This window comes from Dermacoccus sp. MPR-E5, assembly GCF_058809565.1.
In genome coordinates, this window is the sequence record NZ_JBXASS010000019.1 from 28,542 (window position 1) to 50,364 (window position 21,823).

The window sequence follows — 21,823 nt, forward strand, 5'->3', positions numbered from 1 at the left end:
AAGTCCGCTCGCACGTCACCCCGGGTTGGCACCGGTCGAGTAATAGCCGTTCGCGTAGAAGGGCACGAGGGCGAAGGAGATCGCCTCGTCGACCTGCCGTTGCAGTGATCCGGGCTCGCGGTCGGCGAAAGCGACAGCCACGGATTCGTCCGTGAACGGCGACCGGGACAGCAGCTCGTCCCCGATTCCTGCCGCGCCCAGCACCGCGAGGACGGCGTCGTCATCGTGCGTGGCGGCGTCGTCGAAGAGCAACGCGCGTGACGCATCGACAATCTCACGCCGTAGAGGCGTCGTCGTGAACGAGAATCGCGACTTGCGGCGGAGCCCGTGCCGCGTCATCCTCGCCATCCCCTGGTCCACGAGGCTCATACCGACGTGTTCCCACGCACCCGGGTAGAGCGCGTCGATGACGAAGCGCGCCAGTGTCGGCTCGCGCACCTCGTCCAGACGGTTCGCCGCCCATCCCAGCAGGCCCTCGGGCGCAACCTCGGCGGTTCGGCGGATCCGGTCGCCCGTCCACTCGATCAGGCCCGCGGACCGCAGATCGAGCATCAACCCAGCCGTGACGCACACCTGTGCCCCGGTGACCCTGGGCAGTCCTCGATCGTCCAAGCTCATGATCCACAGACGTTCGCTGATCAGCACCTGATCAGTATCGCGCGTCCGCGATCACGACTCAGCTCAGCGGGTCGAGGATGCGCTTCAAGAACGCCTGGGTGCGGGCCTCGCGCGGGTGGTCGATGACCTGTGACGGCGCGCCGCGTTCGACGATGACGCCGCCGTCCATGAACAGCACCTGATCAGCGACGTCGCGCGCAAACGCGATCTCGTGGGTGACGACGATCATCGTGCGACCCTCGTCGGCGAGTTCGCGCATGACGCTCAGCACTCCCCCGACGAGTTCGGGGTCGAGCGCCGACGTCGGCTCATCGAAGAGCAGCAGCTCGGGTGCGAGGGCCAGGGCGCGCGCGATGCCGACGCGCTGCTGCTGCCCACCCGAGAGTTGGTAGGGGTACTTGTCGGCCTGGTCGTCGAGACCCACCTTCGCGAGAAGCTCATGCCCGCGCGCGTCGGCGTCAGCCTTCGCGACGCCCTGCACGACGATCGGACCTTCGGTGACATTCTCGAGCACGCTCTTGTGCGGAAACAGGTTGTGCTGCTGGAACACCATGCCCGTCTTCGACCGCAGCGCACCGACACGTTTGGCAGCGTCACCCTTGGCTCGACCGTCACGCCCGCGCGGGACGTCGACGTAGTCGACCTCGGCGTCCCCGATGCGGACGACGCCCGCCTCAGGCAGGTCGAGCGCATTGAGCGAACGCAGCACCGTCGTCTTGCCCGAACCCGACGGGCCGAGCAACACCGTCACCGACCCCGACGGGACGGTGAAGTCGATGCCTCGAAGCACCTCGAGCGAGCCGAACGACTTCGTCAGACCACGGACGTCGACGAGGGCGTCCGTGGTCGAGGTCGACGCGGCGTCCGCGGAACGAGCGTCCCTGGGGCGGGCGGGTGTGGAACCGTGAGGAGTCATCGTGCGACGTGCCTTCCGAGTCGGTTTTCGAGCCTGCCCTGGACGAGGGAGAGGATGAAGCACAGAGCCCAGTAGATCGCGGCGGCGACACCGTACAGCTCGAGGAAGTCACCCGAGGGTGCGGCGGCGATCTGGGCCTGGCGGAACATCTCGGTGACGAGGATGGTCGAGGCGAGCGACGTGTCCTTGACGAGGGAGATGAGCGTGTTCGACAGGGGCGGGACGGCGACACGCAACGCCTGCGGCAGGATGATGCGCCGTAGCGCCGTCGCCCGGTTCATGCCGATCGTCTCCGCGGCCTCCCACTGCCCCTTCGGCACGGACAGGATGGCGGCGCGGATGATCTCCGCGGAGTACGCCGCGACGTTGAGTGAGAACGCGATGATGGCCGACGGCCATGGGCTGAGTTTGATCCCGAGCTGCGGCATGCCGAAGAAGATGATGGCGAGCTGCACGAGCAGCGGTGTGCCTCGGAAGATGGAGATGAAGATGCGCGCCGGCCAGGACAGGGCCGCGTTGGCGCTCATGCGTGCCAGCGCGACGCCCAGGGCGAGGACGAGGCCGATGGCGAACGACGCCGCCGTCAGCGGAATCGTGCCCTTGAGCGTCGCCACGAGCATCGGGCCGATGTTGTTCTTGATCGTGTCGGTGACGCTCGTGCCCTTTGCCTCCGTCTCGAAGTACTGGGCGTAGAGCTTCTTGCTCGTGCCGTCGGCGTTCATCTCATCGATGGCGGTGTTGATCGCGGGCGCGAGCTTGCTTCCCTTCTTCGTCGGGAAGACCTCTTGGCTGGTGTCGCTCGTGCGGCTCGCGATCTTGAGCCCTGAGTTCTCGTGCGTCGCGAGGTAGTACTTGACGGCGAGTTCATCGTTGACGAAGGTGTCGACGCGCCCCTGTGAGAGTAGTTCGACAGCTTTGTCCATGCCGTCGACGGAGACGACGTTCGCCCCCGCCTTCTTCGCGACGCCTGCCCAGTCGGACGTGATGTTCTGCGCCGACTTCTTGCCCTTGATGTCGGCGAGGTTCTTGATCGACGAGCCATCCCTGACGACGACGACGCCGTGGCTCTCGACGTATGGCTTCGTCAGGTCGTACTTGGCGCGACGCTCAGCGTTGGCGCCGACCTGGTTGGCGATGACGTCGATACGGCCCGAGTCGAGGGCGGCGAACATCGAATCCCACTGCGTCTCGACGAACTCGACCTTGACCCCCAGCCGCTTGCCGACCTCGCGGAAGTAGTCGACGTCGTAGCCAGTGAGCTTGCCCGCCTGGTGGAACGAGAACGGAGCGTAGACGCCCTCAGTGCCGACCTTGATCGTGTCCGGCAGCTTGTCGTCGGTCTTCGTGACGGCAGGGGCCTGCTGCGCGGCGGCGGTGGTCACCGTCAGGCCACCCAGGAGAAGGGCTGCGACGAAGCTGAGGATCGCGACGAGGACGCTTCGGGCTCGCAGCACCCCGAAACGGTCACGGTTGGGCGTCTTCACGAGAGTCGAGATTACGCCCCGATTAAACAATCTCCTATTTCATGTCGCCTAACTCACCGTTATGCATCGATGGTGCAGACCGCCCGCGGGGGGCCTATCGGCGCCCCACTTCCAGCCGGCCTCGCGCGGCGCCCCTCACGCGGCCACCGGCGCCGTCGAAGAACTGCAAGAATCGCGGCATGACGCGACGCGTGAGGGGCGAGCTGGACCGATCGAAGCTCCTCAACGAACTGGAGCTGATGCCTGCGCCCGAGAAGCGCCGCATCGACGCCGCCACCGGCGCCGGCCGTATGCTCGACGACCCGCACGACCGCGACATCCAACGCGCCCGCGTCGCGCAGTTGCCCTGGGCGCGAGCGATGGGTGCGTTGGCCTTCACCGGCCTTGCCCTGATGCGCTGCTTGGACGTCGTCGATGGCCGTCGTTCGTGGTGGGACTGGCTCGCGGCCGCCTTCTTCACCGTCAATGCCGTCTTCTGGATTCGGCGCTGGTGGCTCATGCGTCGGCTCGGTCGGCAACTCGACGCCGTCGACGCGACCGGCCTCACGCTTGCGCGTAGCGCCCGACCCCGACGAGCATCTCGGCGATCTGCAGGGCGTTGAGCGCGGCGCCCTTGCGGATGTTGTCGCCGCACACGATGAAGTCGAGCGTGTGCGGGTTGCTCTCGACCTGACGCACGCGCCCGACCCACACGGGGTCGGTGCCAACGGCGTCGGCGGGCGTCGGCCAGTCGGTGCCGTTTTCGTCGGGCATGACGATCGCCCCGTTCGCGCCCTCGACGATGGCGCGGCGCGCGTCGTCGGGCTTGACCTTCTTGTCGAAGCTCACGTGCAGCGTCGACATGTGCGTCGTGACGATCGGCACCTGCACGCACGTGACGGCGACGCGCAGCTGCGGCCGCGCGAGCACGTCACGCAGTTCGTGCGCGATGTCGTTCTCCTCGCTCGACCAGCCGCCGCCGACGTGCTCACCCACCCAGGGCACGACGTTGCTGACGATCGGGGCCGGAAACGGTGAGTCGTCGGGCAGATCGGCGACGTAGCGGCGGACGTCACCGGGCATCTGGCCGATGCGCGGGTGGCCGGTGAGCGCCGATACCTCTTCATAGAGACGCTCCGCGCCCCGCTTGCCCGCGCCGGTGACGGCCTGCATCGACGTCGCCGTCACGTGCGTGAGGCTCCAGTGCTCGTGCAGCGTCGCGAGGACGGGAAGCATGACGATCGCGGGGCCCGACGGCATCGCGACGATGCCGCGGGGGTGCTCGAACGCCGCAGCCGCGTTGACCTCGGGCACGACGAGTGGGACGTCGTCGTCATCACGGAACGCGGCGGAGGTGTCGACGACGAGGCAGTCGGACGCCGTCGCGAACGGCGCCCACTTCGCCGACACGTCTGCGGGCGTCGCGAAGATGGCGACGTCGACGCCGGCGAAGCTCTCACTGTCGAGGGGTTCGACCTCGAGTTCGTCGACGCCGAACAGCATCCTGCGTCCGACAGATCGGTCGGAGCCGAAGAGACGCACGTCGTCCCACGCGTCCGCGCGCGTCGCGAGGACGTCGATCACCGCCTGGCCGACGAGCCCCGTGGGGCCGACGACGGCGAGGACGGGCCGTTCGGGCTGGTTCGCAGTCACGTTCCGAGCATAGGCGCCGTCACTGACGACGAACCCGTCCGCCTGCCCGGTTGACGCCAGATCTATTGGAAACTCACATGATTGGGCGAGATCGCACCCGCCGTCTGCACCGTTCGATCCCGTGAGCCCAACGGCTGGCGCACTTCTCGCCCCATCACCTGTGGCTTCACGTCCCGCCTGACCGCCCCACCCAACCCACGTTGCATGTGACCGAAAATCGCAGATGGGGACGAGATTCACCGATGGGGACAGGAATCGCCGTTGGGGCGGGGGTCAGCCCGCGGCAGCGATGAGTTCGGCGATCTGCACCGTGTTGAGCGCCGCGCCCTTGCGCAGGTTGTCGTTGCTGATGAACAGCGCGAGACCCTTGCCGTCGGCGACGGAGGCGTCCTGGCGGATGCGTCCGACGTAGCTCGGGTCCTTGCCTGCGGCGACGCGCGGCATCGGCACGTCGGCGAGTTCGACGCCGGGGGCGTCGGCGAGCAGGTCGCGGGCTTCCTCGGGCGTGATGGCGCGCTCGAACTCTGCGTTGACGCTGAGCGAGTGACCGCTGAACACCGGCACGCGCACGCACGTGCCGGACACGGCGAGCTCGGGCAGGTCGAGGATCTTGCGCGATTCGTTGCGCAGCTTCTGCTCCTCGTCCGTCTCGTTCGTGCCGTCGTCGACGATCGAACCGGCCATGGCGAGCACGTTGAACGCGATCGGCGCGACGTACTTGTTCGGCGCGCCGAGGTCGACGGCCTCGCCGTCGAGCGCCATCTTCTCCATGTCGGCCTCGGCGGCCTTGCGGATCTGCCCGGCGAGTTCGGCCACCCCGGCGACGCCCGATCCGGAGACGGCCTGGTACGTCGAGACGACGAGACGCATCAGCCCCGCGGCGTCGTGCAGCGGCTTGAGCACCGGCATCGCGGCCATCGTCGTGCAGTTCGGGTTGGCGATGATGCCCTTGGGCGTGTTCGCGATCTGCTCGCCGTTGACCTCACTGACGATGAGCGGCACCTCGGGGTCGCGTCGCCACGCCGAGGAGTTGTCGATGACGGTGACGCCCGCCGCCGCGAACTTCGGTGCGAGCGCCTTCGACGTGTCGCCGCCCGCGGAGAAGATCGCGACGTCGAGGCCGCTCGGGTCAGCGGTCGCCGCGTCCTCGAGGGTGTAGTCGACGCCCTTGAACGTCAGCGTCTTGCCCGCACTGCGCGCCGACGCGAACAGCCGCAGGCTCTTGATCGGGAAGTTCCGCTCCTCGAGCAGTTGCAGGACGACGCGGCCGACCTGGCCGGTCGCGCCGACGACGCCGAGATTCAGTTCCTTGTTCATGGGTGACGTTCCTTTCGCGCGGCCAGACGTCGAGCGTCCCCGCTGTGATGATGGCGTCGCGTCGTCAGCACCGGATGCCGTTCCGCGATTGCAGACGTTGCCCGTCAGCGGCCGGTGCCGGCGTAGACGACGGCCTCGCCGTCGGCGTCGAGCCCGAATGCGGTGTGGACGAGGCGGACGGCTTCGTCGAGTTCGTCGCTGCTCGTCACGACCGAGACGCGGATCTCGGACGTCGAGATCATCTCGATGTTGATGCCGGCGTCGGCGAGCGCCTGGAACAGCGTCGCCGAGATGCCCGGGTTGGAGCGCATGCCGGAGCCGACGAGCGACAGCTTGCCGATCGTGTCGTCGTAGTGGAGTCGGTCGAAGCCGAGTTCGTCCTTCATCGCGTTGAGGACGGCGACACCCTTGGGCGCTTCGTCCTTCGGCACGGTGAAGGAGATGTCGGTGCGCTTGTCCTCGCCGGCGGAGACGTTCTGGACGATCATGTCGACGTTGAGGCCCGCGCCCGCGACGGCGCGGAAGACGGCGGCTGCGCGCCCGGGTGAGTCGGGGATGCCGACGATCGTGATCTTTCCTTCGCTGCGGTCGTGCGCGACGCCGGCGATGATCGGGTCTTCCACGGTGTCTCCTTCTTTGTCGTTGACGACCCAGGTGCCCTCGTGGTGGCTGAAGGAGCTACGCACGTGGATGGGGAGGTCGAATCGGCGGGCGTACTCGACGCAGCGCAGCATGAGCACCTTCGCGCCCTGTGCCGCCATCTCCTGCATCTCCTCGTTGGTGATTCGGTCGATCTTGTGGGCCTTCGGCACGATGCGCGGGTCGGCGGTGAAGATGCCATCGACGTCGGTGTAGATCTCGCACACGTCGGCCTTGATGGCGGCGGCGAGCGCGACGGCCGTCGTGTCCGAACCGCCGCGTCCGAGCGTCGTGATCTCGTTCGTGCTCTGGCTGACGCCCTGGAACCCGGCGACGATGACGATGTGCCCCTCGTCGACGGCCCGCTGGATGCGGCCGGGCGTCACGTCGATGATCTTCGCCCTGCCGTGCACCTCGTCGGTGATGACGCCCGCCTGGCTGCCGGTGTAGCTGCGCGCCGAATGGCCGAGGTTCGCGATGGCCATGGAGACGAGCGCCATCGACATGCGCTCCCCCGCCGTCAGCAGCATGTCCATCTCGCGCGCCTGCGGCGCGGGGCTGACCTGCGCGGCGAGGTCGAGCAGCTCGTCCGTCGTGTCGCCCATCGCGGAGACCACGACGACGACGCTGTTGCCCGCCTTCTTCGTGTCGACGATGCGTCGCGCGACACGCTTGATGCTGTCGGCGTCGGCGAGGGACGAACCGCCGTACTTCTGGACGATCAGGCTCACGGTGTTGCTCCGGGGGTCGACTTCGGTCGGTCACGGCGAGTCTAGGCACTGCGCCCTGCAGGCTCGCTGAGCGCTCAGATACTGGTTCTGCGGCCGCGACGGGCGCCATATGACCAGCTGTCGGCCCGTACGAGCGGAATGGTCGAACCTGAGCGATCTGCCGCTCGTGTTCGACCATTTCGCTCGTATTCGTCGGGCCGAACTCATGTTCGTCGAGGCGGCACGCCCGCGACGAAGGATGCGTCACATCACGGGGCGTCAGAACACGAGGACGCGGCGGCCCTCGAAGGCACGGCCGAGCGTCACCTCGTCGGCGTATTCGAGATCGCCGCCGACAGGCAGGCCGGATGCGAGGCGGCTCACCGTCACGCCCATCGGTCCGATGAGGCGCGCGAGGTAGCTCGCCGTCGCCTCACCCGTGTGGTTCGGGTTGGTCGCGATGATGATCTCCTCGAGCGACGTGTCGCTGAGGCGCGCCATGAGCTCGGTGATGTGCAGGTCGCCCGGGCCGACGCCCTCGATCGGGTTCAACGCACCGCCGAGCACGTGGTAGCGCCCGCGGAACTCGCGGGTGCGTTCGATCGCGACGACGTCCTTGCTCTCCTCGACGATGCAGATGAGCGCCGGGTTGCGCTGCGGGTCGGCGCACACACGACACAGGTTCGTCTCGGCGACGTTGAAGCACACCTCGCAGAAGTGCACTGTCTCCTTGACCTTGAGCAGCACCTCCGCGAGACGCTGAACGTCATCGGCATCCGCCTCGAGCAGGTGGAACGCGATGCGCTGCGCCGACTTCGGCCCGACACCGGGCAGCCGACCGAGCTCGTCGATGAGGTCTTGAACCACGCCTTCATACACGATCGGCAAGCCTACGCGTCACCGGTGACAACCCCAATCGAGCGCGCGGGGCGTAGGTCAGCGGTGCGGATCGAGCAGCTTCGTCACCACCCGGCGATAGCCTGCGCCGATAGCGGGTGCCGCCACGCGGGTGACGAAAGCGGCGGCGGGGCGAAGGCGACCCGGCACCCACGGCAGGGTGATGCTCTGTGCCCAGGCGACCTGTGCACCACCGTCGAGGCCGCGCTCGCCGTCTGCCCGGTCGGGCCCGGCGGCCCGGCGCACCGGGGTGATCTCGACCGTCACGACACCGCCGAGGAGGCGACCGACCTTCTCGAACACGACGCGCCGGCCGGCTTCTATCTCCCGGACGACCATGACGTCGTCGAAGCCAAGCGGCCCGAGCCGTGTCCGCGCGACGTAGCGCGACCCGACGACTGCGTCCTCGGGAGCCGGCCCGCGACCCGTGGTGAACGGTACGACCTCGCCGTGCGCCGACACGTCGACGACGCGCCGCCACGCCTCATGCGGCGCCAACGCCGTGTCGATCCTGAAGGCGAACCCTGCTCGTCCCATGCGTCCCATCATTCTTCTCACTCGCCCACTCTCCATCGCGCCCCGCTCTTGCTGACGTCTCCCGCGTGACTGGTTCTTGCTGACGCGTCTGCTGTGCGGCCCGCTCTCACTGCCGCGTCTTTGTCGCGTCCCGCTCTTGCTGGCATGTCGCCGTCGCATCCCGCTTGTGCTGACGCGCCCCGCGAGCCGGCCCGTGCCCTACGGCCCGGTAGAACCCGGGCCAAGGCCTGGCATCCGTCACGGTCGCGCCACGCAGCGCTGCCACGACTTTCGTCAGCCCGCGTCAGGTCAGTTCGCGTCAGGGCCTTCTTCCTTGATGACCGTGCCGCCCAGTACCGACTTGATGATCGGCAGCCCGACGGCGTCCGAGTTCTCGATGTCCTCGTCGTCGACGCTCGCCGACGCATCATCGAAGCGGCCGCGCCCGCCCCGCTCGGCATCCTCCTGACGCTGCGCGGCCTCCCGCGCCGCCTTCTCGGCGCGCTGACGCGGCGTCAGCGCGCGCCCGTCGTCGACGGCGCCCTGCGTCGGCTGCGGCGCAGGCGCAACGCTGCCCGCCGCCGCCGAGTCGTGGGCCGCCTCGGCCTGCCCATCGCCGGCGCGCTCGCGAGCACCGGCTCGATCGCTCTCGCCCGAACGAGGCGGCAGCGGATCGTAGACGGCCTCGACGTCGGTCTCGGGCTCGTCCTCCATCCAGTCAGGAATGGGCTCCCCCGCGCTCAAGGGCGCACCCGCACTGTCGTCGACACCACTGGCACCGACGCCGCTGCTCGGGCCGCCGTTGTCAGCCGGCGATGCCTCGGCCGAGCGCCCCGAAGGATTCGCGCCCACCCTCGCGACGCCACCGGACGCGTCGCCCCTGTTCGAGGCGCCGTTGGCCGATCCCTGGTTCCGCGAGGATTCGTCCGCAGAACCGTGGCCGGCTCCGCGCATGCTGGGAGACGCGTCGTCGTTCGCCCATGACGGCGCCGGGCCGGCCTGCGCGCCCCAGTCGCCGCGCGAATCCGAACCCCACGCGCTGCTCTGCGCGGCGGCAGCCGCGAGGCCTGCGTCCTGGCGCGGCGAATCAGCCTCACGCGGCGCGACGCCCTCGGCGGGGTCGCCGGCCCGCGCCGGATCGACGCGGGCATGGCCGCCCTGCGCCCCGTTCCAACCGGTGCGATCGCGCCACCCACCGGGGCGTCCCTGGCCCTGACGACCCTGCTGCGGCGCAGCGGAGCGCGCTCCTCCCGAGGCGGGATCGCCCCACGCGTTCTGGCCGGACGCATCCTGCGTCGCACCACGCGAACCACCATCATGGCCCGGGCTGCCCTGGCGGCGAGCGTCAACACCCTCGCCACGGTGAGAGCCTGCTGGCACGTTCACACGCCCGTCAGCCGCCCCACCGGCGGACGACGAAGGATCGATCGACGCGCTGAACTGCGCCATCTCGTCGAACTGCGACCTGTCGTCGGGCGGCGCGTCATGCGGCGCGGGCTCGTCACCCCACGACCCGCCATCCGATGAGCCAGACTGCCCGCCATCCCCCTGGGGTCGGGACGAACCCTGCGCCCCCGAGGGGGCAGCGTTCGGCGACGACCATCCCCGCGCAGACTGCTGCGCGTTCGGCCCCTCACCCGCGGGCGACGCGTTCGGCGACGACCACGTCTGGCGCGCCTGGGCAGCGTTGGCCGCCCCCTGATGACCCCCGCCCTGACCCGACGGCGCCGCGGCACCGGCCGTCATGGCGCGGGCTTCGACGGCGACGTCGACGCCGATCGCCTCGATGAGCGCCTGACGCACGACCTCCATGTGCTGCCCGCGACTCATCGTGCCGGCGAGGCCCTCGCTCGTCGCGCCCAGGATCAACCGGCGCCCGTTGAACTCGGCCACCTGAGCGTTCTGACTGAGCAGCGTCCACGTGACGCGCTTGATGCGGAAGATGCGGTCGAGCACGTCGGGCCACGCCCGACGGATGTCGTCCGTGCTCATGCCTCCGCGCGCCGGCTGACCGCTCTCACGCTCGCCGGAACCCTGCTGCGGCGACGACGCGCCGCCGGACTGCTGCGTCGCATCGAAATCACGCTGCGCGCGCTCTCGCTCGGCCTCGCTCACGCCTCCCGTGACGCTCTGCGGCTGCTCGGCCCGCGCGTCGTCGCGCGCGGCCGCAGCGGCCCGCTGACCCTGCTCGGGTGCGGCCTCGCCGTGACCTGCCGGGCGAGAGGCACCCGACTGACCCGCGCGACCATCCCCGCCCTCAACGCCGGCGGTGTCAGCACGACCACCCCCCGCCCCGGCGCCCGGCGCGCGAGACAGATCGTCACCTGTTGACGAGTTCTCCTGCGCTGCACCGGCACTCGGGCTCTGCCATCTCGGTGTCGTTGCCGGCTGAGGAGCGCCCGCCGCCCCTGTCACACCCGCCGTCGCCGATGCGGCGTCCTCACCGGAACCGCCCGAGCGTCCTGCCCTGTCAGCATTCGCACCCACCCCAGAGGCCGCGCCGGCGCTCGCGCCGACCCCGCCCTGCGGCGGCGCCGACGCACCGGCGGGAGGCATCGCCGGCGCATGTGGCACCGGCCCCGCGGCAGCACGAGGCGGCAGTTCGCCCATGTCGAGGCGACGTTCCATCCGGTCGAGTCGCGCCGCGTATCCGTCGAGACCCGCGATGCCGGGCAGCAGCACGCGCGCGCACATGAGTTCGAGCTGAAGGCGCGGCGACGTCGCACCCGTCATCTCCGTCAGGCCCGCATTGATGACGTCCGCCGCGCGCGACAGCGCCCCCGCGCCGAACGAGGCCGCCTGCGAGCGCATGCGCTCCAGCTGATCCTCCGGCACCGAGCGCAGCACGGCGCCTGCACCCTCGGCCACGGCCGCGACGACGATGAGGTCGCGCAGACGCTCGAGCAGATCCTCGACGAACCGTCGCGGGTCGGCGCCCGATTCGACGACGCGGTCGATCTGCCGGAAGACCGCCGCCGAGTCACCGGCCGCGAACGCCTCGATGATGCCGTCGAGCAGTTCGTCATCGGTGAAGCCGAGCAGGCTCGCTGCGCCGGCGTACGTCAGCCCCTCGGGCCCCGACCCGGCGATGAGCTGGTCGAGCACCGACAGCGAGTCACGCACCGAACCCCCACCCGCGCGCGTGACGAACGACAGCACGCCCGGCTCGTACGCGACGCCCTCGGCGTCGAGCAGCGTCTCCATGTAGTCGCTCAGCTTCTTCGGCGGCACGAGGCGGAACGGGTAGTGGTGCGTGCGCGAGCGGATCGTGCCGATGACCTTCTCCGGCTCGGTCGTCGCGAACACGAACTTCACGTGTTCCGGCGGCTCCTCGACGATCTTGAGCAGCGCGTTGAAGCCCTGCGGCGTCACCATGTGCGCCTCGTCGATGATGTAGATCTTGTAGCGGCTGCTCGCCGGGCCGAACGACGCGCGCTCACGCAGGTCACGCGCGTCGTCGACACCACCGTGCGAGGCCGCGTCGATCTCGATGACGTCGACGCTGCCGGCACCGCCGCGAGCGAGCGCCACGCACGAGTCGCACACCCCGCACGGCGTCGGCGTCGGGCCCTGCTCGCAGTTGAGGCAACGCGCGAGGATGCGCGCCGACGTCGTCTTGCCGCACCCGCGCGGACCACTGAACAGGTACGCGTGATTGACGCGCCCCGTCCGCAGCGCCTGCATGAGGGGTTCGGTGACGTGCTCTTGGCCGATGACGTCGGCGAACGTCTCGGGGCGGTAGCGGCGGTACAGGGCCGTTGTCATGCGAGCAACACTAGTGGCGCGCGCCGACAACCCCGAGATCCCGCGGAGAACGCCCTACGAGCAGGCCGATCACGCGTCGCCCGACCACCCGTCCAGCGCCGCCCGGAGCGCCGACCACCCCACGATTACCGCCCTCGCAGCGTCCCCGGTAGACTCATGCCAAGCCCCCCGCGTGGTGGTACCTCTCCGAACTCCCCCAGGGCAGGAATGCAGCAAGGGTAGGAGAGCTCTTCCAGGTACGCGGGGGGCGCTCACGTCTCACAGGGCCCCAGCCGCGTCCCGGGCGTCATCTGACGTCGGGGGCCCCGGCCCGTCGCGCCGCGGTACTGCCGCAGCGCCATGTTCTCGGTGTCCTCCGGACGCGTGCGCGCGACGTACACCTCGCGTCCGAAGCCGCCCGTCGGCGCACGGGTGCCCTACACGACGATCCACCCGTCATCGGCGACGCTCGCCGTCCCCCACGTCATGTGGTCGAGCGTGTCGTCGTCTGCGCTCAGCGCGACGGTCTCGAGGCGTCGCGCCGCCCCGCCGTCCGGCACGACGAAGCGCGTCACCGACGTGCCGAGCAACGTGAACCCCCAGAACCCGCCGTGCCGCCTGATCGTGTTGGTGCAGACGAAAGCTCGCTCCATCGACCGCGATCAAGGCTGATGACGCAGGTCGGCCACGCCGCCAACCGCTCGCCCGCAACACCGGGACCGGGGATGACGGCGCCGCCCGTCAGCACCTGCGCGAAGCACCCCCGCGTGCTGATGAGCATCGAGTTCGACACCATGGTCGCCCCGTGGCCGGGCGCGCGACGCGTGTCGCCGAGCAGCCACATGACGCGTCCGTCGCCGAGCGGCGCGGCGTGGCGGGCGACGCGTCGCGGCATGGCGTCAGGCTACGAGCCGCCGCTCATCACCGAAGGGGTTTTCACGCACCTACTCTCCGCTCAGCTTGGCGCGCTGCACCTCGAGGGCCAGCTCGCCCGCGACGTCGGGTTCGCGCGGCGCGCCGAGCCCGTTGACGGCGGGGCTGAGGCGCCGTTCGACGGCGAGGGTGACGGCGGCCGCGCCCACGCATCCGAGGACGAGCGCGAGCGTGTACCAGCCGGCCAGGGCGTGCCCGATGAGCAGGCCCGCGAACGGCGGGCCGACGATCTCGGCGAGGTGGAAGGCTCCCGCGGAGGCAGAGTTGTAGCGCCCGCGCAGGGCGTCCGGGGCGAGGTCGTTGACCATGGCGGGCAGCGTCGGCTGCAGGAACGTCTCGCCGATGCCGAAGATCGCCGCCGACGCGCAGACGAGGACGCCGGCCATCGTCGCGGAGCGCTCCCCCGACCAGCCCGCGAGGCCGAGCACGGTCCACGACAGCGACCACAGGCCGCACATGAGCAGCAGCGCGCGCGTGCGCCGCCTGCCGGAGACGAGCCGCAGCACGAGGATCTGCACGACGACGATGACGGCCGTGTTCGCCGCGTACGCCCAGCCGAGCACCTGCGTCGAGACGTGCGCCACGCTGCGGGCGAAGGCCTGGAATCCGACTCCGAACTGCGCGTAGCCGATGAAGGCCGTGATGAATCCGAGCAGCACGAGCAGCCGCATCGTCGGCTCGCGCAGCACCTGCGCGTAACCGCCGCGCGGCGCGTCGCCGTCAGGGCTCGAGGGGTGCTCGACGCGTCCGCCGTGGTGTCGCAGCGGACCCAGGTACAGCGCGAGTGGGACGAGGAACGTCGCGGCGTCGATGACGTACACGAGCTCGAACGTCGACGGCCGCGTCACGTCGACGATGGCCCCGCCGAGCACCCCGCCGATGCCCATGCCCAGGTTGAGCAGCGTGAAGTTGAGACCGAAGAAGAACTGCCGTTGGTCCGACGGCATGACGCTCGCGACCATCGCCTGCACGGCCGGGAAGATCACCCCCGTCGCGATTCCGGAGAGCGTCAATGCCAGTGCGGCCCGCCCGACGTCGTGCGCCCCGGCCATGAGCAGTTGCCCGGCGATCTCGAGCCCGACGGCCGTGATGACGACGCGACGCGCACCGACACGGTCGATGACGACACCGCCGGGGCCGACGGCGAGCAACCCGACGATCGCGGGCAGGGCCAGCAGGATGCCCGTCACCTGCAGGCTGAGGTGGCGCACCTCGTGCAGGTAGGTGACGCCGAACGGCATGATGAGGCCGGTGCCGATGAAGTCGAACACGATGCTGACGAGCATGAGCTTGGCCGCGAGCGGCAGGTCGCTCCAGCGCACACGGGCTGCGCGGGTGTCGTCGGGGCTCGTGTTGTCGTGCGTCACGCCCCCATGGTGACAGCCCGCACCGACGAGCCCCTGCGCACCCGTCGTTCCCCGGCTGTTCCCTCGACGCTGCTTGCACCGCCCGACTTGGGCGCATGCGCCGCGGTGCAGTACAGTTCTCGGCGGAGGATTCGCATAGTGGCCTAGTGCGCACGATTGGAAATCGTGTTGGGGATGAAACCCCTCATGGGTTCAAATCCCATATCCTCCGCCACACGTGATCGATGCCCCGCCGGGTTCGCCCGGCGGGGCATCGTCGTGTCTGCGCGCCGAGGGACGGTCGCCGTCGGCGTGGGTGCGCGGCCCGCCGTACACTGGGCACTTCCGGGGGTGGTTCGTCGTCGTGCGAGCCGGGTCGAAAGGATCGTGATGATGCGCCGAACCGCCAGCACTGCAGCGGTTTTCGTCGTTGCCGCAGGTGCGTTGACGGGGTGCTCGAGCGACAAGCCGAAGCAGGCTGCGCCGACGTGCCCACCCGGCAACCCGTCGCCGTCACGCACGGTCGCGTGGTCGAGCATCTACGCCAACGTCTACAACGCGAGCGACCGCAGCGGTGAGGGTGCCACCGTCGCGAAGCAGCTCGGCTGGCGCGGCATGCACACGCTGGACGTCAAGAACGACCCATTGAGCGACGATCGTCCGACCCCCAAGTTCGCCGAGATCCGGTACGGCAAGAACGGCCGCACGATCGCGCTCAACGTCGCCAAGCAGATCCCCCACGCAAACCTGTATCAGGACGAGCGCACGGATCCGACGATCGACATCGTCATCGGCAACAAGTTCTCGCTGACGCCGCGCCCGCCGCGCGCGGTGAAGGACGTCTCCGTCACCGTCCTCAACACGACGTTCATGCCGGGCCTCGCGGCGGACGTCGCCGGTCGGCTCGGCAAACAGGGTTTCCACGCGGACGCCGAGGCGAACGACAAGGCGTACTATCCGAACGACTCCGCCGTCATCGTGTACGACGAGGAGGGCCTGCCCGACGCGCAGCGCCTGCAGATGAGTATCCCCGGTTCGCGGTTGCTGCAGGACACGCAGACGAAGGGCGCTGTCGACATCAAGGGTTCGACCGTGCGCCTGTATCTGGGTTCGAAGTGGCCGACGAACGGCAAGGTCGTGCCCTTGTCGCAGGCGACGGCGTCGCCGAATGCGTCGCCGTCAGCGTCGGGCGGCTGCTGAGGGAAACAAGCTCTGGCAGGTGGAAGTCACACGAGGGACGCCCTGGTCGGGCGTCCCTCGTGTGCCGTGGGTGCGCGCGTCCCTGGTGCGCCGATCGTCAGCGTCGGCGGGCGGTGCCGAAGAGGCTGCGGGTGATCTCGCGGCCGATCTGGGTGCCGGCGGAGCGCATGAACGACTTGAAGGCGGAGGAGTGGACGACCTGGCTGACCATGCCGGGTTCTTCCTTCTCCTTCTTGGCGGGCGCGTGGGGCGCTTCGGGAGCGGGTGGGTTCTGCGTCGCGTCCGCGTCGTTCCCCGCACCCGCTGTGTCGGGCGTCAGGCGTCCCTGCAGTTTCTCGTAGGCCGATTCGCGGTCGATCGCTTCGGAGTACTTGGGTGCGAGCGGCGACGACGACACGATGCGGTCCATCGTCTCGGGTGAGGCCGGGCCCATCTTCGACGTCGGTGCGAGCATGCGCGTCCAGGCGACGGGCGTCGGGGCGCCGGTCTCCGACAGCACGGTGACGATCGCTTCGCCGGTGCCGAGCGTCGTCAGCAGCTCTTCGAGGTCGTAGCCGCTCTTGGGGAAGGTGCGCACGGTCGCGGTGAGCGCCTTCTGGTCGTCGGGCGTGAAGGCGCGCAGCGCGTGCTGGACGCGGTTGCCGAGCTGGCCGAGGACGCCGGACGGCACGTCCTTGGGCGTCTGGGTGACGAAGAAGACGCCGACGCCCTTGGAGCGGATGAGGCGGACGGTCTGCTCGATCTGGTCGACGAACGCCTTGCTCGACTCGTCGAACAGCAGATGCGCCTCGTCGAAGAAGAACACGAGCTTCGGCTTGTCGAGGTCGCCCGCTTCGGGCAGTTCCTGGAAGAGGTCGGCGAGCATCCACATGAGGAACGTCGAGAACAGTGCGGGCTTCTCGGCCACGCTCGGCAGTTCGAGGCAGGTGATGATGCCGCGCCCGTCGGCGCCGGTGCGCATGAGGTCGGACGTGGCGAACTCGGGTTCGCCGAAGAACACCTCGGCGCCGCCATCGGCGAACGCGATGAGGTTGCGCAGGATGACGCCGGCCGTCGCGGAGCTGAGCCCGCCGAGGTTCTTGAGGTCGGCCTTGCCCTCGTCGGACGTCAGGTGCGTGATGACGGCGCGCAGGTCCTTGAGGTCGAGCAGGGCGAGCCCGTTGGCGTCGGCGTAGTGGAAGATGAGGCCGAGGCTGGATTCCTGGGTTGCGTTGAGCCCCAGCACCTTCGACAGCAGCGTCGGGCCGAACGAGGTGACGGTGGCACGCACAGGCACACCCTTGCCCTCGCCGCCGAGGCTGAGGTATTCGACGTCGAAGCCCTTGCCCTCCCACGCCTGCCCGACGTCCTTCGCGCGGGCGGCGACCTTGTCGTTCGACTCACCCGGTTCGGCGAGACCGGACAGGTCGCCCTTGATGTCGGCCATGAAGACGGGCACGCCGTTGGTGGCGAGCTGCTCGGCCATGAGCTGCAGCGTCTTGGTCTTGCCCGTTCCGGTGGCGCCGGCGATGAGGCCGTGGCGGTTCATCATCGACAGCGGCAGGCGCACCTGCACGTCGGGCTTGGCGGTGTTGTCCTCGACGGCTGCGCCGAGCTCGAGGGAGGCGCCGTCGAAGGCGTATCCGCTGCGGATGGCTTCGAGCTGATTCTTTTCGGTCACGTCGTGAGCGTATCCGCCCGGCGCGTGCGCGCCCAGCACTGTCGGCACATAAAATAGGGCCGTGATCTTCAAGGCCGTGGGCGATTCGCGCCCCTACCCCGACCATGGCCTCGTCACGCCCAAGGACTGGTCGCCGGTGACGCCTCGGGTGGTGCGTCTGGCGGATCTGACGACGACTCGTACGACGCTCGATCTGTCGGCGCTATTGTCGGAGGATTCGACGTTCTACGGCGACATCTTCGCGCATGTCGTCGCGTACGAGAACGAGTTGTACTTGGAGGACGGTCTGCATCGCGCCTTGCGGGCCGCCTTGCAGTCGCGCGCCACCTTCCACGCAAGGGTCTTGTCCCTATGAGTTATGTCCGCGACAACGGTCTCGCTCGGGCGCGCAAGCGTCGCGAGCGCCGTTCCATCGCCATCCTCGTCTTCTGCGCGCTGCTCGTGCTCGGCGCGATCGTGTTCGCGGCGACGTTCATCTCGTCGCCGAGCAAGCAGAGCGGCCCATGTCCGAACGGGACGGTGAGCTCGGCGCCGCCGGAGAGCGCATCGTTCACGCTCAACGTCTACAACGCGAGCGGGTCGAAGGGTGCGGCGGCAACGGCTGCGGAGGCGTTGCGCACGCACGGGTTCAGGATGGGTGTCGTCGGCAACGACCCGTATCAACACAGCGAGGACGGTGTCGGCGAGGTGCGTTTCGGCCCTGACGGCGCGGCGCTGGCGAAGCGGTATGTCGCGACGTTGGTGCCGGGCGCGAAGCTCGTGCAGGACGGGCGTGACGGCAACAGTGTGGATGTCGTCGTCGGTTCGTCGTTCCCGACGATCGCTGCGGCGCCTGCGTCGCCGTCGCCGTCGCCGGTGTGCAAGTGACGGTTCGTTCATCTCGTTTTTGCTCCGACGCATCGCTGTTGTAATGTTCTTACCGGTGGCGTGTCCGAGCGGCCTAAGGAGCACGCCTCGAAAGCGTGTGTGGGGGTAACTCCACCGTGGGTTCAAATCCCACCGCCACCGCCAGAGATGCGGAAGACCCCCTCCGGGATCAGCGACGAAGTCGCCCCGGAGGGGGTCTTCCGCATCTCTGAATGAGCACGGGGGATTTGGGAGGAGCGCCATGCGCGCGAGCGAAGCGAGCCCGCGTGCCGCGACGGAGTCCCACCGCCACATGACGCACACGCGACACGCACTTGACCCACCCTCGACGCGTCGCTGACGCCACACCGGCCGCACCTGCGACCCACCACCTGCCGTACCCAAGACGACGCACCGCCAGCATCATCGACCGGAGTTGCGACGCAATATTCTTGTGGCTGTAGCAACTCCACCACACTTGGTCACATGTCTAGCTACGATGGCAGCGCTGAACAACCAGGCAGCACGCAACCCACACCTGTGGGGGAGCACACACTCCCACCGAACGGGTAAAATTCTCTACACGAACGCGTGAACTCTTCACCCTCGCCCGCTTGCATCGTCCTAGTTATCGGCCGCCAGTGCCAGGCGAAGCACGCCCGCAGAACAAAAAGAGCACAGACGGTGTATAAAGTGTTCAAGGAGCGAACGTGGGTTCCCTCCTGTGCAACATGGGTTTTCTGCAAACCCTGAACCTGCCTGAAGGAGCTCCGATGCCGTCGCCCGTCAGAGATCGCATGATCTCCGGTGCCCTCGACCTGCTCGCCCGCCGTGGCCTGCAGGCCACCTCGTTCGCAGAGGTGACGCAGGCGACGCAGACACCGCGCGGCTCGATCTATCACCACTTCCCCGGCGGCAAGCAGGAACTCGTTCTCGCCGCCATCGACCTCAACGCCCAGCAGTGGCTCGACGTCGTGGCGTCGGTCGAACGTCGTTCGCCTGAACAAGTCGTCAGCGAACTGCTCGGCCGCCTGCGGACCTACCTCGACGAGACGAAGTTCGAGGCCGGCTCGGCCGTCGGCGCGGTCACCGTAGCTGCCGAGAACCCGACGCAGCTCGAACGCTGCCGTGCAGCGTTCGACGCGTTCAAGGGTGGCCTCGCGAAGGCCCTGACCGACTGCAGCGTCACCACTGCCGCAGCGCGCGAGTACGCGAGCCTGCTCACGAGCTCGATGATCGGCATGACGATGACGGCCCGCGCAGCTCGCAGTTACGACGGTTTCGACGCGAGCGCCCGCCAGCTCGTCGACAGCGCGCGTCGCCTGCCGCGCAGCTGACCTGAACGCCTCCTCGCCGGGATCACCCACCTGCGACGGCGCGATGACGTCGTGTCGCACCCACCGCCCGCTCGCGTCCACGACGATGGACCCATGACCTCGCACGAGCCTTTCGACGAGCACGCCTCCCGACCCAACGGCACCGATTCGTGGCTGAGTGGCGCCGCCGCAGAACCGGCAGGCCGGCGGGCGGGCAGGGGCAGCGCAGGCGACGAACGGCCCGATCTGAACCTGTCCGTCACGGCCGTCGTGCTCGCCGGCGGCACGTCGCGGCGCTTCGGCGGCGCTCAGGACGACAAGCTGGACGTATCGCTCGGCGCCCGCAGCGTGCTCGATTCGACGCTGGCCTCGCTCCCGACATCATGGCCCGTCATCGTCGTCGGTCCGCCGCGCGCGATCCGTCGCGAGCAGGTCACCTGGGTGCAGGAGGATCCGCCCCTGGGCGGCCCGGTCGCTGCCCTGGCGCGGGCGCTCGACGTCAGCACCGGCGAGTGGATAGCCCTCGTCGCCGGCGACACGCCCCGGGGCGGCCATGCCCTCCCCGGCCTCCTCGACGCGGCGTTGACGATGCGGGCGACCAGCACGTCCTGCCTCGACGGAGCGGTCGCCGTCGTCGATGGCCGTCGTCAGCCGCTTCTCGCGGTGTATCGCGCCGATGCCCTGGCCGCGGCCTGCGAGGCGATCGGGAACCCTGCCGGCGCGTCGATGCGTGCGTTGCTTGCATCCCTCGCTCTCGCTGAGACCCCCGTCGACCCGGGCGACGCCCGCGACGTCGACACCGTCGACGATCTGGCGTTTCATCGTGCGCGGGGCGCGTCGTAGGGTCGAGGAATGAAGGCGATCATGCTGTCCGAATTCGGTGACGAGAACGTCATGACCCTCGCCGAGGTGCCCGATCTGCCCGCGCCCGAGGGCGACTCGGTGCGCATCAAGGTCGCCGCGGCGGGCGTCAACCGCGCGGACCTGCTGCAGCGTCAGGGGCACTATCCGCCGCCTGCCGGAGAATCCGACATCCTCGGCCTCGAGGTCTCCGGCACCATCGACGCGCTCGGGCCCGACGTCGTCGGCTGGCGCGTCGGCGACGAGGTGTGCGCGCTGCTTGCGGGCGGCGGCTACGCCGAGTACGTCAACGTCCGCGTCGGCCAGGTGCTGCCCGTGCCGCGCGGCGTCGATCTCGTGACGGCCGCCGCGTTGCCGGAGGTGGCCGCGACGGTGTGGTCCAACGTCGTCTTCACCGCTGACCTGCAGCCCGGTGAACTGCTGCTCGTGCACGGCGGCAGCAGCGGCATCGGCACGATGGCGATCCAGTTGGCGACGGCGCTCGGCGCGCGCGTCGCCGTCACCGCCGGTTCGGCCGAAAAGCTCGCCGCATGCAAGGCGCTCGGCGCACAGACCCTCATCAACTACCGCGAGGAGGACTTCGTCGACGCCGTCGCGGCCGAGGGTGGCGCCAACGTCATCCTCGATGTCGTGGGCGCCAAGTACCTGAGCCGCAACATCGACGCTCTCGCGCCCAACGGCCGGCTCGTCATCATCGGCATGCAGGGCGGGGCCAAGGCCGAGCTCGACCTCGCGAAACTGCTCGCCAAGCGCGCCCAGGTGACGGCGACGTCGCTGCGTTCGCGTCCGCTCGCGGAGAAGGCCGCGATCGTGCGCGAGGTGCGCGACACGGTGTGGCCGCTCGTCGAATCGGGCGCCGTGCGGCCTATCGTCCACGCCACCTACCCGCTCGCGCAGGCAGCGGACGCGCACCGCGAACTCGCCGCGTCGGGGCACATCGGCAAGGTGCTGCTCACGCTCTGAGCGCGGCACGCTCTGCAACGGGGTAAGCGGAGTGACTGGGCGGCCGGGTGCGGGGTGCGCCGGCCCGGCGCACCTCTGGGAGCTGCGATCCCGCATGACAGGGTTTCAGCCCTGACCTGCGCATGCGGAACCCCGTGGGGCATGCGTCGATGCCTTCCTCCTCCCCTCGCTGACCTCCACACCCGACGCCCCGTCACCCGTCGATTCAAGGCCCCCCTTCAAATC

19 protein-coding genes, 2 tRNA genes, 1 other RNA gene and 1 pseudogene are annotated in these 21,823 nt (G+C 69.2%); 10 read left to right on the forward strand and 13 right to left on the reverse strand.

The window, feature by feature from the left end; all coding sequences use genetic code 11:
- Positions 1-15: 15 nt before the first annotated feature.
- The 4 genes and pseudogenes from AC1RS9_RS12820 to AC1RS9_RS12835 all read right to left on the reverse strand — a co-directional run.
- Complete coding sequence (locus AC1RS9_RS12820) at positions 16-645, reverse strand: GPP34 family phosphoprotein (protein ID WP_074046333.1); 630 nt, start codon at positions 643-645, stop codon at positions 16-18.
- A gap of 31 nt (positions 646-676) precedes the next feature.
- Entirely contained in the window at positions 677-1,534 is an 858-nt protein-coding gene (locus AC1RS9_RS12825; RefSeq protein WP_237723787.1) for an amino acid ABC transporter ATP-binding protein, read from the reverse strand.
- Positions 1,531-2,154: an amino acid ABC transporter permease gene (locus AC1RS9_RS12830; protein ID WP_050786614.1), complete on the reverse strand. Its 624-nt coding sequence runs from the start codon at positions 2,152-2,154 to the stop codon at positions 1,531-1,533. Before AC1RS9_RS12830 ends, AC1RS9_RS12825 begins: the two co-directional genes overlap by 4 nt.
- Before the next feature lie 66 nt (positions 2,155-2,220).
- A pseudogene (locus AC1RS9_RS12835) lies at positions 2,221-3,018 on the reverse strand (transporter substrate-binding domain-containing protein); the annotation flags it as partial.
- Between the two features lie 179 nt (positions 3,019-3,197).
- Here AC1RS9_RS12835 and AC1RS9_RS12840 point away from each other — a divergent pair.
- Complete coding sequence (locus tag AC1RS9_RS12840; RefSeq protein WP_074040914.1) at positions 3,198-3,620, forward strand: hypothetical protein; 423 nt, start codon at positions 3,198-3,200, stop codon at positions 3,618-3,620.
- Here AC1RS9_RS12840 and AC1RS9_RS12845 read toward each other — a convergent pair.
- The 6 genes from AC1RS9_RS12845 to AC1RS9_RS12870 form a co-directional block, all read right to left on the reverse strand.
- Complete coding sequence (locus AC1RS9_RS12845; RefSeq protein WP_492921767.1) at positions 3,562-4,650, reverse strand: aspartate-semialdehyde dehydrogenase; 1,089 nt, start codon at positions 4,648-4,650, stop codon at positions 3,562-3,564. The two genes, AC1RS9_RS12840 and AC1RS9_RS12845, sit on opposite strands and share 59 nt — an antisense overlap.
- Before the next feature lie 273 nt (positions 4,651-4,923).
- On the reverse strand, positions 4,924-5,967 hold the full coding sequence (locus AC1RS9_RS12850) for an aspartate-semialdehyde dehydrogenase (protein ID WP_006947191.1): 1,044 nt from the start codon (positions 5,965-5,967) through the stop codon (positions 4,924-4,926).
- A 104-nt stretch (positions 5,968-6,071) separates the two neighbouring features.
- A complete protein-coding gene (locus AC1RS9_RS12855; protein WP_006947193.1) occupies positions 6,072-7,337 on the reverse strand; it encodes an aspartate kinase in 1,266 nt (421 codons plus the stop codon).
- Positions 7,338-7,595: 258 nt separating this feature from the next.
- The gene (gene recR, locus AC1RS9_RS12860) at positions 7,596-8,195 is read right to left on the reverse strand and encodes a recombination mediator RecR (RefSeq protein ID WP_038571803.1); all 600 of its coding nucleotides are present in this window, start codon (positions 8,193-8,195) and stop codon (positions 7,596-7,598) included.
- 57 nt (positions 8,196-8,252) lie between these two features.
- Complete coding sequence (locus AC1RS9_RS12865; RefSeq protein ID WP_131941735.1) at positions 8,253-8,750, reverse strand: hypothetical protein; 498 nt, start codon at positions 8,748-8,750, stop codon at positions 8,253-8,255.
- Positions 8,751-9,038: 288 nt separating this feature from the next.
- Positions 9,039-12,494, reverse strand: a complete 3,456-nt coding sequence (locus AC1RS9_RS12870; RefSeq protein ID WP_492921770.1) for a DNA polymerase III subunit gamma and tau — start codon at positions 12,492-12,494, stop codon at positions 9,039-9,041.
- Positions 12,495-12,654: 160 nt separating this feature from the next.
- Here AC1RS9_RS12870 and ffs point away from each other — a divergent pair.
- An RNA gene (ffs, locus tag AC1RS9_RS12875) (signal recognition particle sRNA small type) lies at positions 12,655-12,749 on the forward strand.
- Positions 12,750-12,910: 161 nt separating this feature from the next.
- On the opposite strand, the gene AC1RS9_RS12880 is transcribed toward ffs, so the two are convergent.
- The gene (locus AC1RS9_RS12880) at positions 12,911-13,126 is read right to left on the reverse strand and encodes a hypothetical protein (RefSeq protein ID WP_074040918.1); all 216 of its coding nucleotides are present in this window, start codon (positions 13,124-13,126) and stop codon (positions 12,911-12,913) included.
- Between the two features lie 291 nt (positions 13,127-13,417).
- On the reverse strand, positions 13,418-14,773 hold the full coding sequence (locus AC1RS9_RS12885) for an MFS transporter (protein ID WP_006945313.1): 1,356 nt from the start codon (positions 14,771-14,773) through the stop codon (positions 13,418-13,420).
- A gap of 124 nt (positions 14,774-14,897) precedes the next feature.
- Here AC1RS9_RS12885 and AC1RS9_RS12890 point away from each other — a divergent pair.
- Both AC1RS9_RS12890 and AC1RS9_RS12895 read left to right on the forward strand, forming a co-directional pair.
- Positions 14,898-14,987, forward strand: a tRNA-Ser gene (locus AC1RS9_RS12890).
- Between the two features lie 155 nt (positions 14,988-15,142).
- Positions 15,143-15,952 carry a LytR C-terminal domain-containing protein gene (locus AC1RS9_RS12895; RefSeq protein ID WP_040014643.1) on the forward strand — a complete coding sequence of 270 codons (810 nt, stop codon included), beginning with the start codon at positions 15,143-15,145 and terminating at the stop codon, positions 15,950-15,952.
- A 97-nt stretch (positions 15,953-16,049) separates the two neighbouring features.
- Here AC1RS9_RS12895 and AC1RS9_RS12900 read toward each other — a convergent pair whose 3' ends face one another.
- Positions 16,050-17,612 carry a helicase HerA-like domain-containing protein gene (locus AC1RS9_RS12900; protein WP_040014646.1) on the reverse strand — a complete coding sequence of 521 codons (1,563 nt, stop codon included), beginning with the start codon at positions 17,610-17,612 and terminating at the stop codon, positions 16,050-16,052.
- Positions 17,613-17,673: 61 nt separating this feature from the next.
- Between AC1RS9_RS12900 and AC1RS9_RS12905 the strand changes: the two genes are divergently transcribed.
- The 6 genes from AC1RS9_RS12905 (at position 17,674) to AC1RS9_RS12930 (ending at position 21,598) form a co-directional block, all read left to right on the forward strand.
- Positions 17,674-17,967, forward strand: a complete 294-nt coding sequence (locus tag AC1RS9_RS12905; protein WP_006945312.1) for a hypothetical protein — start codon at positions 17,674-17,676, stop codon at positions 17,965-17,967.
- A complete protein-coding gene (locus tag AC1RS9_RS12910; RefSeq protein WP_062257000.1) occupies positions 17,964-18,479 on the forward strand; it encodes a LytR C-terminal domain-containing protein in 516 nt (171 codons plus the stop codon). Before AC1RS9_RS12905 ends, AC1RS9_RS12910 begins: the two co-directional genes overlap by 4 nt.
- A gap of 54 nt (positions 18,480-18,533) precedes the next feature.
- Positions 18,534-18,623, forward strand: a tRNA-Ser gene (locus AC1RS9_RS12915).
- A gap of 608 nt (positions 18,624-19,231) precedes the next feature.
- A complete protein-coding gene (locus tag AC1RS9_RS12920; RefSeq protein ID WP_074046582.1) occupies positions 19,232-19,795 on the forward strand; it encodes a TetR/AcrR family transcriptional regulator in 564 nt (187 codons plus the stop codon).
- A 93-nt stretch (positions 19,796-19,888) separates the two neighbouring features.
- Positions 19,889-20,617, forward strand: a complete 729-nt coding sequence (gene mobA / locus AC1RS9_RS12925) for a molybdenum cofactor guanylyltransferase (RefSeq protein WP_312295241.1) — start codon at positions 19,889-19,891, stop codon at positions 20,615-20,617.
- Positions 20,618-20,626: 9 nt separating this feature from the next.
- Positions 20,627-21,598 carry an NAD(P)H-quinone oxidoreductase gene (locus tag AC1RS9_RS12930; protein ID WP_241724908.1) on the forward strand — a complete coding sequence of 324 codons (972 nt, stop codon included), beginning with the start codon at positions 20,627-20,629 and terminating at the stop codon, positions 21,596-21,598.
- Positions 21,599-21,823: the final 225 nt, after the last annotated feature.